This is a genomic window from Hydrotalea sp. (genome assembly GCA_030054115.1).
Taxonomy (GTDB): domain Bacteria; phylum Pseudomonadota; class Alphaproteobacteria; order JASGCL01; family JASGCL01; genus JASGCL01.
The window spans coordinates 1-13,847 of sequence record JASGCL010000036.1 but is presented as its reverse complement, the minus strand read 5'-3'; the positions used below and the strand labels follow the sequence as shown (position 1 = coordinate 13,847).

13 protein-coding genes are annotated in these 13,847 nt (G+C 48.8%); 9 read left to right on the top strand and 4 right to left on the bottom strand.

The annotated features are described in order from the left end of the window. The first annotated feature begins 201 nt into the window (after nucleotides 1-201). From QM529_06425 to QM529_06395, 7 genes are all read left to right on the top strand, one after another. A complete protein-coding gene (locus tag QM529_06425) occupies nucleotides 202-1,266 on the top strand; it encodes a glycosyltransferase family 9 protein (GenBank protein MDI9314290.1) in 1,065 nt (354 codons plus the stop codon). A gap of 104 nt (nucleotides 1,267-1,370) precedes the next feature. Then, nucleotides 1,371-3,323 carry a threonine--tRNA ligase gene (gene thrS, locus QM529_06420; protein MDI9314289.1) on the top strand — a complete coding sequence of 651 codons (1,953 nt, stop codon included), beginning with the start codon at nucleotides 1,371-1,373 and terminating at the stop codon, nucleotides 3,321-3,323. 117 nt (nucleotides 3,324-3,440) lie between these two features. Further along, a complete protein-coding gene (infC, locus tag QM529_06415; protein ID MDI9314288.1) occupies nucleotides 3,441-4,442 on the top strand; it encodes a translation initiation factor IF-3 in 1,002 nt (333 codons plus the stop codon). A gap of 90 nt (nucleotides 4,443-4,532) precedes the next feature. Next, complete coding sequence (gene cmk, locus QM529_06410) at nucleotides 4,533-5,270, top strand: (d)CMP kinase (protein ID MDI9314287.1); 738 nt, start codon at nucleotides 4,533-4,535, stop codon at nucleotides 5,268-5,270. A gap of 147 nt (nucleotides 5,271-5,417) precedes the next feature. Beyond that, complete coding sequence (locus QM529_06405; protein MDI9314286.1) at nucleotides 5,418-7,229, top strand: 30S ribosomal protein S1; 1,812 nt, start codon at nucleotides 5,418-5,420, stop codon at nucleotides 7,227-7,229. A 100-nt stretch (nucleotides 7,230-7,329) separates the two neighbouring features. After that, on the top strand, nucleotides 7,330-7,617 hold the full coding sequence (locus QM529_06400) for a hypothetical protein (protein MDI9314285.1): 288 nt from the start codon (nucleotides 7,330-7,332) through the stop codon (nucleotides 7,615-7,617). Nucleotides 7,618-7,722: 105 nt separating this feature from the next. Further along, the gene (locus QM529_06395; protein ID MDI9314284.1) at nucleotides 7,723-8,547 is read left to right on the top strand and encodes an NAD kinase; all 825 of its coding nucleotides are present in this window, start codon (nucleotides 7,723-7,725) and stop codon (nucleotides 8,545-8,547) included. 149 nt (nucleotides 8,548-8,696) lie between these two features. Here the strand turns inward: QM529_06395 and mobA are convergent, their stop codons facing one another. Genes mobA through QM529_06375 form a run of 4 tightly spaced genes read right to left on the bottom strand, consistent with a single transcriptional unit; the run spans nucleotide 8,697 to nucleotide 12,356 of the window. Continuing rightward, nucleotides 8,697-9,332: a molybdenum cofactor guanylyltransferase MobA gene (gene mobA / locus QM529_06390; protein MDI9314283.1), complete on the bottom strand. Its 636-nt coding sequence runs from the start codon at nucleotides 9,330-9,332 to the stop codon at nucleotides 8,697-8,699. Between the two features lie 21 nt (nucleotides 9,333-9,353). After that, nucleotides 9,354-10,073: an LUD domain-containing protein gene (locus tag QM529_06385; protein MDI9314282.1), complete on the bottom strand. Its 720-nt coding sequence runs from the start codon at nucleotides 10,071-10,073 to the stop codon at nucleotides 9,354-9,356. 4 nt (nucleotides 10,074-10,077) lie between these two features. Further along, nucleotides 10,078-11,481: a lactate utilization protein B gene (locus QM529_06380; protein MDI9314281.1), complete on the bottom strand. Its 1,404-nt coding sequence runs from the start codon at nucleotides 11,479-11,481 to the stop codon at nucleotides 10,078-10,080. A gap of 2 nt (nucleotides 11,482-11,483) precedes the next feature. Next, on the bottom strand, nucleotides 11,484-12,356 hold the full coding sequence (locus QM529_06375; GenBank protein ID MDI9314280.1) for a (Fe-S)-binding protein: 873 nt from the start codon (nucleotides 12,354-12,356) through the stop codon (nucleotides 11,484-11,486). Nucleotides 12,357-12,444: 88 nt separating this feature from the next. On the opposite strand from QM529_06375, the gene QM529_06370 reads away from it, so the two are divergent. Further along, entirely contained in the window at nucleotides 12,445-13,107 is a 663-nt protein-coding gene (locus tag QM529_06370; protein ID MDI9314279.1) for a hypothetical protein, read from the top strand. Then, nucleotides 13,080-13,793, top strand: a complete 714-nt coding sequence (locus QM529_06365; protein ID MDI9314278.1) for a hypothetical protein — start codon at nucleotides 13,080-13,082, stop codon at nucleotides 13,791-13,793. The genes QM529_06370 and QM529_06365 overlap by 28 nt, the downstream gene beginning before the upstream one ends. The last annotated feature ends 54 nt before the right edge of the window (nucleotides 13,794-13,847 follow it).

Below are 13,847 nucleotides of genomic sequence, written 5' to 3'. Positions count from 1 at the left end.
GATTGCAAAAACTGATAATGATATTTCAGCGGCGGTAAATCGCGGCCTGGCGGCGCAAAAAAAAACACTTGGCAAGGCGCGCTGATTGCCGTAAAAAATAATAGGAACAATGGTTGAATGGGGCGGGGTGAAAAACCAGAAAAAGAATTAGGAAAAAAAACGAGGGGGAAAAGCCATTAAAAAAAATTTAAGGGATAAAAAATGAATCAGCAGAAAAAAATTCTGATTATTAAATTTGGTGCCTTGGGCGATGTGTTGTTGGCCGCTGGCCAGGTGCGTGCGATTGTTGCGCGCCACGCGGGTGATGCCGTTACCATCTTGACCGAACCCGCCATGGTGCCATTGTTTAAATCGATGGTGCAGGGTGGCAACATGGGCAAGGCGGCTAAGGGTGGCAACATGGGCAAGGGCAGAAAAAAAGCCAAGGTCGATTTTTTAACCATCAAGCGCAAACATTATTGGTGGTTGCCCTGGCTGGTGGTGACCCTGTGGGCGCGTAATTTTAAACGGGTTTATGATTTGCAAACCTCGGGCTACAGCAACCGGCTTTACCATTTGTTATTGATAAAACCATTGTGGAATGGCGTGGTGAAAAACATCTGGCAAGATAAAAGCCGCAACCGCGATGCCATTCACGCGGTCGAACGGTTCGACCGCCAATTGGGTTACGCCGGCATCGGCCATGTGCCGCCGCCCAATGTTGATTATTTGCATGGCAAGAAATTTTCTTTTTTTAAGAAAAAATTTTTTATGCTGGTGGTTGGTGGCTCGCCATCGAAAATCAAGCGCAAGCAAATCCTGCCGTTGGAAACCTATATCGCGGTGGCAAAATTCCTTGAGGCAAAAAATATTTTTTCGGTCATCGTCGGCGGCGCGTTGGAAAAATCGCGGGCGGCGCGGTTTGTCGCGGCGGTGCCATCCTGCATCAATTTGGTTGGCAAAACAACCCTGGGCGACGTGGCCGAGGTCGCGCGCCACGCCGTGGGGGTTGTTGGCAACGACACCGGCCTTACCCATTTGGCCGCGTTGGCGCAATTGGCGTCGCCGGCAACATCAGGGCAAAAAAAGTTGCGCAAAACAAAGGGCAAAAAAACCCGCAACAACAAAAAACCAATTCCCATCATTGTTATTATCGCGCCGCCCGCCGTGCCAAAATTGGTAAGGCCGCTCGGCGATTTAAAAAAATCGATTAATATCATTTACCGCGACGACCCGGCGGAGATTAAATTGGGCGATATATTGCGGCATTTGCCAAAACGTTTTTGACAAAACATCGCGGTGGAAAAAAATTGTTAATTTTGCTAATAACAGGGCAAGATAAAAACCTGTAAAAAAAATTTGCGAAAAAATCCCGCGCCCAAATTAAAAAAATGATTCATTATTATTTGCCAGACGGAAAAGAATTGGCTTTTGACCAGCCAGTTAATGGTGCCGCTATTGCCGCGAAAATCGGCCCCGGCCTGGCCAAGGCGGCGGTCGCCATCAAGGTTGATGGCGTGGCGCAAGATATGGCGGCGGCGGTTGCCAAGGATAAGGCCAAGGTGGAAATCCTCACCCTGCCATCCGCCGGTGCGGCATCGCCCGAGGTATTGGCATTATTGCGCCACGATTGCGCGCACGTAATGGCGGAGGCAGTGCAAAGCCTCTTCCCCGGGACGCGGGTTACCTTTGGCCCTTCGACCGACGATGGTTTTTATTATGATTTTGCCACCAGTAAATCATTAAGCACCGATGATTTTCCCGCCATCGAAAAAAAAATGGCCGAGATTATGGCCGCCGGCAAACCCTTCATCCGTGAGGAATGGTCGCGCGACCAGGCGGTTGCGTTTTTTACCAAGCGTGGCGAGGATTTCAAGGCCGCGTGGGTCAAGGAAATCCCCAGCGACGAGGCCTTAAGTATTTATCGTCAGGGTGCGGGTGCCGATGATTGGCTCGACCTGTGCCGTGGGCCGCACGCGCCAAGCACCGCTTACCTTGCCAAGGGCGGATTCAAATTGATGAAATTATCGGGGGCATATTGGCGGGGCGATGCCAACAACGCGCCATTGCAACGAATTTACGGCACGTGGTTTCCGTCAAAAAAAGAATTGGAAAATTATTTAAACCAATTGGCCGAGGCCGAAAAACGCGACCACCGAAAAATTGGCAAGCAATTGGAGCTGTTCCATTTTCAGGAGGAAGCGGTCGGGTCGGTTTTTTGGCATGACAAGGGTTACCAATTGTGGCAGGTGGTTGAAAAATACATTCGCGACAAACAACGCGCCAATGGTTACAAAGAAATCAAAACGCCGCAATTGGTGGATAAAAAATTGTGGGTGGCATCGGGACATTGGGAAAAATTTGGCTCGGCGATGTTCGTGGCCGATGTCGCGCATGAGGAAACATCATTCGCCCTGAAACCGATGAATTGCCCGTGCCATGTTCAGGTGTTTAAGCAGGGTATAAAAAGCTATCGCGACCTGCCGCTCCGTTTGGCCGAATTTGGCGCGTGCCATCGCTATGAACCATCGGGGGCGTTGCATGGCTTGATGCGGGTGCGGGCCTTTACCCAGGACGACGCCCATATTTTTTGCGAGGAAAAAGACATTGTCGAGGAATGCAAAAACTTTTCAAAATTGTTGTTCGAGGTTTATCGTGATTTTGGTTTTACCGACATTGCCATAAAATTTTCTGACCGCCCCGATAACCGCGCCGGCGACGACGCGGTGTGGGACCGCGCCGAATCGGCGTTGCAAACCGCGGTTAAATCGACCGGCAAGGATTTCACGGTGAATAAGGGCGAGGGGGCTTTTTATGGCCCGAAGTTAGAATATGTCCTGAAGGATTCGCTGGGGCGCGATTGGCAATGCGGCACGTTCCAAGTTGATTTTATTCTGCCCGAGCGATTGGACGCGCTTTACACCGACAGCGATGGCAAAAGACAACGACCGGTGATGATACACCGCGCGATATTGGGGTCGTTCGAACGTTTCATCGGTATTTTAATCGAACAGCATGCTGGCCGCTTGCCCTTTTGGTTGGCACCGGTGCAGGTGGTGGTGGTGGCGATAACCTCCGACGTGAATGATTACGCCCTGGCGGTATTACAGCAATTGCGCGATGCCGGCATCCGCGCCGAGGCCGATTGCCGTGGCGAAAAAATCAACGCCAAAATTCGCGACCATTCCCTGCAATATGTGCCGGTGATAGCCGTGGTGGGCAAAGAAGAAGAAAAAAACCAATCGCTTGCCCTGCGCCTGCTGGGCTCGACCGATAACGAGGTCTTGCCACTAAAAAAATCTATTGAAAAATTTCAAAACCTTGCTATAATGAAAAATAATTAAGCAATTGTTCCTTACAATAATATTTTAAACATTCCTCCTTTATTTTCACAGATGTATTTTTGTTATTTTTCTCCTTCTGCCGCTCCACGGGCGATTCTTTTTTAATTTATAGAGAATATGGCTTACCCCCCCAGAAGAACAAATAACTTTTCGCGTCCAAACAGCGGTGGTGGCCGGCCGTTTGGCCCGCGCCCAGGCCAATCTGGCCAAGGCGGTGGTCAGGGTGGTCAGGGTGCGAATCAAGGCGGCGCGACGACATCATCCCCCGCCGGTCAAAATAATACTGGTAATAATACGGGCGGTGGTGGCAATCGGCCATTCACGCCGCGCCCGGCGGGCGCAAGGCCAGGCGGGGCAAGGCCAGGCGGCGGCGCAAGGCCAGGCGGCGGCGCAAGGCGACCATTTGTGCCACGGCCACCCAGGCCATTTAACAATGCGGGTGGGCGCGGTGGATTCCGCGGCGGACGTAACCAAGACCGCACCAAAATTAATAATTATATCACCGCGCGCGAGGTCATGTTGATAGACGAAACCGGCAAAAACGTCGGGGTTGTCAGCCGCGACGCCGCGTTGGAAAAGGCACGCGCGTTGGAACTGGACCTGGTCGAAATCACCGCCAGCGCGACACCGCCGGTGTGCAAAATTTTGGATTATGGCAAATACAAATACCAAGAGGAAAAAAAGAAAAAGGAAGCCAAGAAAAAACAAAAGACCATCCATGTCAAGGAAATACAAATTCGCCCGGGCATCGACCAACATGATTTGATGGTCAAGATGAAAAAAATGCAAGCATTTTTGGAAGATGGCGATAAGGTGCGGGTGGCGATAAGAATGTTTGGTCGCGCCACCAACCAACGCGAATTGGCGATGGCGATATTTGAAAAAGTATTGAATTTTTTGGGCGACATCGCCAAGGTCGAAAAATCGGCCGAGATGGATTTGGAAAAACGCCGCTTGATGATGATGATTACCCGCAACCCGTTGAAAAAAATTCCCGACAAAAATGACAAAAATGATAAGGCAAAAACCGCCGCTGATGGCAATGATAACGCCAGCACCAAGGGTGCGCCGCCCACCAATACTGGCACGCCGCCGGCCGACACGGGGGAGCAGTCGTAAAAATACTGGCCTTGCATCCACTTCATCGGTTTTTATCATTTTTCAAAGTCGCCCCAAAAAACTTTTCAAGATTTTTAAAAAAAATAGTTGATGACCGAAAAACCCGTCATTGCCGCGAATGTTGCTATCCCAAATATCATTGCGATCGATGGCCTATCGGCCAGTGGTAAGGGAACATTGGCAAAAAAATTAGCCGAGCATTTTGGTTTTGCCCATCTTGATACCGGAAAAATCTACCGCCTGGTGGCCTTGTTGGCTTTGCAAAAAAATCGTGACCTAGTTAATCAATCGCCGGCCGAAAGCGCACCGATTATTTTGGCGGCGGCCAAGCATGTTATCGACCTTATGCAACAGCCGGCAGGTGCGGGCTATCACCAATTATTGAAACAACATGAAAAATATTTGGCGTCGGACGATGTGGCGGCGGCGGCCAGTGTTATCGCCCGCCAAGAACAATTGCGCGCGATGTTAAAATCGGCACAGCAGGCATTTGGCCGCGACCCCCAAAAAAAGGGCGCGGTGATTGACGGCCGCGATATCGGCACCGTGATATTCCCAGACGCGCCGTTAAAATTTTTTGTCGTCGCCGACGTGGCGGTGCGGGCAAGCCGTCGATTTTTGGAGTTGCAAAGCCACGGCATCCATGCTAGCAGGGATGTAATATTGGCCGATTTGATAAGGCGCGACAAAATGGATAAAGAAAGAACCATCGCGCCATTAAAAAAGGCCGATGACGCGATAGAGCTGGATAACAGCAACCTATCGGCGGATGAATTGTTTGCAAAGGCTCTGACCATTATTAAGGATAAGAAACTTTACGGCAATTAATTGGCGGCAAGAAAAAATAGAGACCTTCTTTTTTCTTGCGGCTTTAAACCCAAATGAAGAAGGTCAAGACTTGAAAAAATAATCGGTTAGCGGTTAAAATTTTTTTCGAGCAAAATGCTGGGGCTCGTCCCCAAAAGAGATAAAACAATGGCCAAAGCAACCAGTTTCGCGGAACTTATAAAAACCCACCTTCCTGAACATGTCGCCTTAAAAGGCCAAGTAATGATGGGGCAAGTTGTCGCGCTCGGCGATGAATATGTAACCATCGATGTCGGGTTGAAATCCGAAGGGAAAGTTTCCCGCAAAGAATTTATTAACATGGAGGGCGAAATGACCGTCGCGGTCGGCGATAAGGTTGAGGTCGTTCTGGAACGGATGGAAGGCCGCAATGGCGAGGCCGTGTTGTCGCGTGATAAGGCGCGTAAAGATGAATCATGGGCCGAAATTGCGAAAAAACATAAAAAAGGCGAACGGGTGATGGGGCGGATTGTCAACCGCGTGCGCGGTGGTTTTTCGGTTAATATCAATGGCGTGATGGCGTTTTTGCCCGGGTCGCAGGTTGATATTCGGCCAACCCGCGAAAAAGATTTGGAAGCATTGATGGATAAGCCAGAGAGCTTTGCCGTCGTGAAGATGGACGAGGAACGCGATAATATCGTCGTGTCGCGCCGTCAAGTGATGGAAGAAGACCAAAAAGAAAAAATGGTCGACATGCAAAAAATATTGGTGGTTGGTGCGGTGGTCGATGGCAAGGTGAAAAACTTGACCGATTACGGCGCATTTATCGATTTGGGCATGATTGACGGGCTGTTGCACGTCGGTGAAATGTCGTGGAAGCGAATCAACCATCCGTCCGATATTTTAAAGGTCGGCGATGAAATCAAGGTTAAGGTTATCACGGTGGATAAGGACACCAACCGCGTCTCGCTCAGCGTTAAGGCGTTGGAGGACAACCCATGGGCGGCGGTCGCCAAAAAATATAAAAAAGGGCAAAAGGTCAAGGGGACGGTTACCAACCTTATCGATTATGGCGCTTTCATCTCGCTCGAACCCGGGGTCGAGGGGCTGGCGCATATCAGCGAATTATCTTGGACAAAACGTGGCATCTCGCCCGCCAAATTGCTCACCCTGGGGCAAGAGGTCGAGGTCATGGTGCTCGACATCGACAACGACCGCCGTCGTTTGTCGCTTGGTTTGAAACAATGCACCCCCAACCCGTTGGAAGAATTTGCCAACAAGAACAACAAGGGTGATAAATTAAAAGGCACGGTGAAGAACATCACCGAGTTTGGTATTTTCGTTGGCCTGTCGGCCGAATTGGACGGCATGGTTCACGCGTCCGACATTTCGTGGGAAAAAACCGGTGCCGAGGCAACCGCCCTTTATCAAAAAGGCCAAGAGATAGAAGTTATCTTGTTGGATAAGGTTGATTTGGAACGGGGTCGGATTTCGCTTGGTATCAAACAATTGAGCAAAAACCCGATGAAGGAAAAAATGTTGCAGTTGAAAAAAGACCAAGTGGTAACCGCGACGGTTATCATGACCCAAGACAATGGGATAGAGGTTGATGTCAACGGCTTGCATGGGTTTATTGCCCGCGCCAATTTGGCCAAGGACAAGGCCGACCAACGTATCGACCGATTTGCCGTGGGCGAACGGGTTGATGCCCAGGTAACGGCGATTGACAAAAAAACCGGTAAATTGACCCTGTCGATTAAATCGCTGGAGATGAAAGAAGAAAAAGAAATGATTAAACAATATGGCAGTCAGGATTCTGGTGCCTCGTTGGGCGACATTTTGGGCAAGGCGATGGAAAAGAAAGACGGCAAGGGGTCGAAGTCGGCCAAGGCGGCGAGCGAAGATTCGGATGATGCTGATGTTGAATCCGAGGAATCCGCTGATGTTGATGGCGACGAATCTGCCGATAACGATGCGGAAGCGAAAAAAACCGCCGAGTAGCATTGCAACCTTGAGGGGCGCGGGCAGTCGTTGAATAAATAAGGCGACATACGAATGGTATGGCAACGATAAAAATTAATCGCGTGTAAGGATGAAAGCAATGAAAGGCCTGCAGACTATTGTTATTACCATGGGGGTGATGATTATTCTGGCCACCACGGCCTTGGTGGTGTTGGTGGTCAAAAAATCGTCGCGCGGTGCGAATGGCGGTGTGGCAACGGGCGGCGCAAATAACCCGACCGTGATTCGCGGCGATTACATCACCAGTTACGGCGTCGGCGATAATATTGCGGTGGTGTTGGACAATAGCAAGGGGCAAAAAACAATCAATTTGTATGATGGCAAAAACCTACAGCTGTTATCGACGCTGGTGATAGACAAACAATAACCGGCCAATGGTTGCGACGGGTTATCGGTGCTGGCGGTGGCATGGTAAAAATGCTAACATTGCGCTTAACCAAAACCATAATAAAAACAAAAATCACATTTTACGATGCTGGCAAAAATAGGCGCGATTCCCAATAGCGATGTAACCGCCGATTTGCATATCGGCCTGATGGTTGGCAAAAACGTTGAGGCCGCGTTGGAAAAAAAATTACGCGGCCAATATGATTTTGCGCCACTGACCGACGCCAATGTGGTGTTGGTGGTTGGCGGCGATGGCACGTTGCTTCACGCCATGCGGCAATTGCACCAACGGGCGGACAACATAAAATTTTACGGCGTGCACCGCGGTAGCCACGGGTTTTTGATGAACCATGTCGACGGCGAAGACCTGGCCATGCCGATGATTATCGACAAAATAAAAAACGCGCGGAGCATTGTCTTCCCGACATTGCACCTGCGCGCCGAATTGACCAATGGCGAAATTTATGAAAATTTTGCCATCAACGAAATTTCGTTGTCGCGCGGCACGCCGCAGGCAATTAAAATGAAATTGTCGCTCGACGGCCACGACCGCATTTCCAACATGGTGGGCGACGGCGTGTTGTTGGCCACGCCCCAGGGGTCGACGGCCTATAACTTTGCCTGCAACGGGCCGATATTGCCGCTGGGCTCGTCGTTGCTTGCCCTGACGCCGATAGCGCTGTTCCGGCCGCGCCGTTGGTCGGGCGCGGTGGTGCGAAAGGAAACCACCATCGATATCGAATTGCAAGAATATGACCGCCGGCCGGCGGTGGTGGCGGTCGACGCCATTTCGGGCGGCATGGTAAAAAAATTAACCATGACCAGCAATGATGATTTGCAATTTTGTTTGTTGGTCGATAAAAATTATGATTTGGAAGAACGGATTATTTTGGAGCAGTTCGAGGTGTAGTGTTGGGCGGCCGATGGGGAAACGTGGTTTCGGTTAGCGATGTTGTAGCAACAATAAAAATAATTATCGCCAGCGCGCTGGTCGGCGTGGTGCGTGTTTTGATTTAATTTTTTTTTAGAACGCTGGGCGAAATCAGAATCGCGCAGGCGTTATTTCTTCTGCGCGCGTTGCCAGGCGGCAAATTCGTCGGGTGTGTTCAGGTTTAAAAATGGGTCGGTTAAGTTTATGTCGCCGGTGGTGGTGGTCTGTTGCGGTGGGGTGAAATCGACGGTGGCGACGCGGTAACCGCTGGTGAATTTGTCGATTTTGCGCATGTTGTTTTTTATCGCGGCGCGCAAATCACGCGCCAAATCAACCCGCCACAGGGCGATGGTCGGGTGGTTGTGGCCGAAGCTTTTTGCCACCACCACATCATAATTTTGTTGCGCCGCCAATTTTTTATAAAGGTCATTCGGCAATTGCGGGCAATCGCAAGACACGGTCAGCACAACATCACCGCCATTTTCCCTTGCCCATGCCATGGCGGTTAAGATACCGATGAGCGGGCCGACCGATTCCGCCACAACAACCTCATCGTGGATGATTGCTAAATTGGTGTGGGCAAATCGCGCGGCGTCGTGGTTGGCCTTGTGGTTGGCGTTGATGGCGATGCGTTCGACCTGCGGCGCGATGGATTCAATTACCTTATCGATTAAAAATTTGTTGTTGTCGATTTCCAGCAATGATTTTTCGCGCCCCATTCTGCTTGATAACCCGCCCGCCAAAATAACCGCTAATTTTTTCATAATTTTTTTGGGCGCAAATTTTTATGGCGTTAAAATAATTAATAATTCTTTTGGCCCGTGCATGCCGGTGGTGATTGTTTGGTCGATGTCGGCGGTGCGCGACGGGCCGGTGATAAAATGCAAACCGCGCGGCATGGCCAATGGGTCGAGGAGCGATAGGGCGTCTTCATATTTTTCGACGATCTGTTGACACGACAACATGACAATATGGGCGATGGGTAAAAAATAAAGCCGGCTGGGGCTGGGCAGGTTGCTCGCCGTGCGGCTGGCCACCATGATGGTGCCGCTTTCGGCAATGGCGGCGCGCCCCAGGGTCAGGCTGACCACTTGGTTGACGGTCGCCGGCCGCGTGATGATATTGTCGATAACGCTGATGTCTTGTTCCTCGACCATTATGGTTTTTAAAAATTCCAACGCGGGGTCCATGATAACCAATTGGTTGGGTAATTTTTTGTCGATGATAAATTGATTGATAAGGGCGGGGATATTTTCCAACGCGGTTTCCGCCATCACCGCCGCGCCGGCGCGTTCGGCCATGGTTACAAACATTGTTAGGTTATGGCCGGGGTCGGCGGCGACCATCGCTTGGGGATGTTGGGGCAAGCTTGGGGCGACATTTATTGGCCGGCGTGCCAACCATTGCTGTGCAGACAAGAGGCGATGTTGCGTTGGCGACGCGGCATCCGCCAACCCCAAACCTTGGCGGATTTTATCCATCATGACTTTTTTGGCAAGCGACATGGTTTTATTTTACCTTATCAAAAAATGATTTTTTCGCCGGACTGGGCAGGTTTTTTTTAGCAAACCACGGCCGTGCCGGCGGGAACAGGCCGATGTTTTTTATCATGCCGTGGCGATTGTAAAACCGCAACATGCGGCGCACCGCATGGCTAGCGTGGCGGAATTTTTTTGGCGATTGGCTGGCGCGGCGAAAATATTTTAACCATCGCTGTTTTTGCGGCGCGATGGTTTTTTGCAAAAACGACCATTCGCGTTGCCGCCGCAACAGATGACTGATGGGAATTTTTACCGGACAAACATCGTCACAACGACCGCACAGGGTCGATGCAAAAACCAAATCATTGGCGCGTTTTATGCCGCTTATCGCCGGTGCAATCGCCGACCCAATCGGCCCCATCTGCGCGCCGCCGTAACTTGCGCCGCCCACTGTTTGGTATACCGGGCAATGGTTCAGGCACGCCCCGCATTTGATGCAAGAAAGGGCGGGCCGCAAATCATCGGCCAATAATTGCGTGCGGTTGTTGTTCAGCAATAATACGTGAAAGGCAATGGCACCATCGCCGTCTTGCGTTTGGTTGTTGCCGGTAAAAAAACTGGCGTAGCTGGTTATCGGTTGGCCGGTGGCACTTCGGCATAGCAACCTTAGCAAATGGCTGGCGTCGTAAAGCGTCGGCACAATTTTATCAATCGTCGTGACAACAATATGCACCGGCGGCAGGGTGGAAACCAAATCGCCATTGCCCTCGTTCGTTACCAACACCACCGACCCCGACTCGGCGACCAAAAAATTCGCACCGGTGATGCCGACATCGGCGGTTAGAAAATCCTTGCGCAGGATGCCGCGTGCCTCCGCCATCAAATCGCCGATGCTTTCCAATGGGCGATTGCGCGGCAGGTTTTTATGTTCTTGCCGAAATGTTTCGGCGACCATCGCCTTGCCCACGTGCAACGCCGGTGCAATTGGGTGCGCCGGTTCGTCGCCGCGTAATTGCACAATATAATCGCCCAGGTCGGTTTCGACCAACTTGATATTGTTTTTGGCAAAATGTTGGTTGAGGTTTATTTCTTCGGCGACCATCGATTTTGATTTCACCACCAATTGCGCCTTATGCTGTTGGCAGATGCGCAAAATTTTGTCCGCCGCCTCCTCGCCCGTTTGGCAATAATGCAATTCGCCACCGGCGTTGGTCAGGTTTTTTTCAAACTCCTCGAGGTAAATATCCAAATGCTCGATGGCATGTTGTTTGATATTTTTGCCGGCGACGCGCCATGCCTCCCAATCGGGGACGGCGTTAACCGCCGCTTGCCGTTTATTTATAAATTCGTGGGTGATGTGGGCCAGGCGTTGTTGCAAGCCATCGTTTTTAATTGCCTTATCGGCGGCGGCGGAAAAATTTTCGACTGACATAATTATTTGGCTGGTTGTTGCGCCGCAGGGGTTTTTTGCGCCGCGTTATTTAATTCCTTGCCCAGCGGCAATAAAAATTGGCTGTGGGCTTGCTCGTCCAAAAATTCGATAAGGTGAAATGCCTCAACCGCCGCGCCACGCCGGCTTAAGCGGCCAACCAAATGGAGCAAACAGCCAAGGTCGGCCGACAACAAAATATCGGGCGCGGTTGATAAAATATCATCGCATTTTTTATCGGTGATGCTGGCTGAGATATTGGGGAAGTCGGTGGTGAAACTGCCGCCAAACCCGCAACAGGCTTCGGCATCGGCTAAGTTCGCCGCCGCCACGCCGGCGCGCGCCAACAAACCACGCGCCGCGATGAATGTTTTGGTGTCGCGCAATGACGAACAACTATCGTGGTAGGAAATTTTTCGGTCGCCAACATAGGGCGCGATATTGCTCGGCTGGAAATTGACAACATGATAAAGGAAGTCGCTCAATTCATAAAACTTGGCGCGGAAACCATCGGCGCGATGCGGCAGGTCTTCGTTCTTATCAAAATGGTAAAGATTATGCCCGAACAGGTGGCCTGCCCTATCAGGATGAGGAAAAAGCTCGCCGTAATTTTTCACCACCATGCCGGCGCATGACGCCGATGGCGCGACGATATAATCGCAATCATGAAATTCGTAAAGTAATTCGCGCGCGATATTGCGGGCGGTGTCGCGGTCGCCATTGTTGAATGCGACCTGGCCGCAACAGGTTTGGCGCGGGCTGACCACCACCGCGAAACCGCATTTTTTTAACAACCGAATGGCCGAGGTCGCGACCGAGGGGCGAAACATGTCGACCAAACATGTTACGAATAACCCCACTTTTTTCTGCGATGACATTCTTCCATTATAGCCTATTTCGCGCCCTTTGCCAAATGGAGCCAAGAAGACATTGACATTATAAGACAAACATCATATTTCTTCTAAGATGATAAAAACAAAATATCGCGGTAAAGAAGCATTTAAGCCATTTGTTGGCATTGACCAGTGGTTACTTATTTTTTTGGTAATATTATTTTCGCTAATTTTTTTTTCTAATGCTGGGACGCATGATGTTGATGACAGAACCAGGTGGCTGGAAATGGTTGGCCAGCTTGGTTTTGGTGAAGGTTTTAAAAAAGCAACAGAACTGTCAGAAGTGCCAAATGTTTATCCGCCGTTAACAATAACCATATTACAATTTTTTTATAAAATAATTGCATTTTTTAATTCAAACCAAGTTGATAGTTTTTTTGCGAATAAATTATCAATTTTTGTTTTGTATGTTGTGTCGTTTTTTACGTTTCTTTTTTGCTTTGCTAATTCTAATAGGAATTTTACCATTGGGATTATTTTTTTTATTGGCTTAATATGCAACGCCACCATCTTTGGTTATGGCGATATTTATTTCGCGCCATTTTTATTTTTCGCCTTTTGGGGATTAAAACATCAGCGTTATGTTTTATTTTCTGTAATGTTTGCCATCGCGTGTCTTATTAAATATCAACCACTTGTTCTTGGGCCATTTATTTTTATTTATATTCTACATCAATCAATCAATCAATCAATCAATCAATCATCTCATTGCCAGGTCAATTTGTTAAAAGCATAAAATTTGATATATTATTAAAATCATCCCTGCCCGCATTTTTTATATTTATCGCCGCTTTTTATTTTTTTGGGCTAGAACCTATCATAAAAACACTTCAATTTTCTTTTTCGAACAGCTTTTTATCGGCTAACGCTTTGAATTTTGATTGGCTGGTAACTTGGCTGTTGCATTTATTCCATCCTGAAAAATATGGTGGTTTAGATAATGGAATGGTGCGTTATATTTATTTATCCCCCCATGGCATAAAAATTTTTAAATTGATTTTCTATATAGTTTATATTTACGCCTTGTTTTCTTTTGCGATAAGGAAGAAAAATTTTGAGACATTGTTGGCCTACACCAGCTTGGGCTTCCTTGTGTATTTTATCATGGGGGTCAGCGCGCATGAAAACCATATTTATATTACAGTCTTGCTATTAGCGATTTTGGCCACGGAAAAGAAAAATTACTATTATGATTTCTTATTTGTTTTAATTTCTTCAAATATTAATTTAATTATTTTCTATGGTAAGGTTGACAATAGGGTGATTAGCGGTCTGGATGCTACAGTATTATTCTCGATACTTAATGTTATATTATTTGTTTATTATTTTATTAAAGTTCAAAATCGATATCCAAAAACGCCCATCGATTTTAAAAAAATCCATAGGATAATAAGGAAAAACGTAAAGCTATCATCGTCATAGCCCCATAAATTCTCGTTGCTTATAACGGCGTTTTTGGCTAAAGGTTATTTTCAG

Bases quoted from the DNA above. Each gene is read 5' to 3' on its own strand.
- QM529_06370 (MDI9314279.1), top strand. From the start codon at position 12,445: ATGATAAAAACAAAATATCGCGGTAAAGAAGCATTTAAGCCATTTGTT.
- QM529_06400 (MDI9314285.1), top strand. From the start codon at position 7,330: ATGAAAGGCCTGCAGACTATTGTTATTACCATGGGGGTGATGATTATT.
- QM529_06380 (MDI9314281.1), bottom strand. From the start codon at position 11,481: ATGTCAGTCGAAAATTTTTCCGCCGCCGCCGATAAGGCAATTAAAAAC.
- QM529_06425 (MDI9314290.1), top strand. From the start codon at position 202: ATGAATCAGCAGAAAAAAATTCTGATTATTAAATTTGGTGCCTTGGGC.
- mobA (MDI9314283.1), bottom strand. From the start codon at position 9,332: ATGAAAAAATTAGCGGTTATTTTGGCGGGCGGGTTATCAAGCAGAATG.
- thrS (MDI9314289.1), top strand. From the start codon at position 1,371: ATGATTCATTATTATTTGCCAGACGGAAAAGAATTGGCTTTTGACCAG.
- QM529_06385 (MDI9314282.1), bottom strand. From the start codon at position 10,073: ATGTCGCTTGCCAAAAAAGTCATGATGGATAAAATCCGCCAAGGTTTG.
- cmk (MDI9314287.1), top strand. From the start codon at position 4,533: ATGACCGAAAAACCCGTCATTGCCGCGAATGTTGCTATCCCAAATATC.
- QM529_06405 (MDI9314286.1), top strand. From the start codon at position 5,418: ATGGCCAAAGCAACCAGTTTCGCGGAACTTATAAAAACCCACCTTCCT.
- infC (MDI9314288.1), top strand. From the start codon at position 3,441: ATGGCTTACCCCCCCAGAAGAACAAATAACTTTTCGCGTCCAAACAGC.
- QM529_06375 (MDI9314280.1), bottom strand. From the start codon at position 12,356: ATGTCATCGCAGAAAAAAGTGGGGTTATTCGTAACATGTTTGGTCGAC.
- QM529_06395 (MDI9314284.1), top strand. From the start codon at position 7,723: ATGCTGGCAAAAATAGGCGCGATTCCCAATAGCGATGTAACCGCCGAT.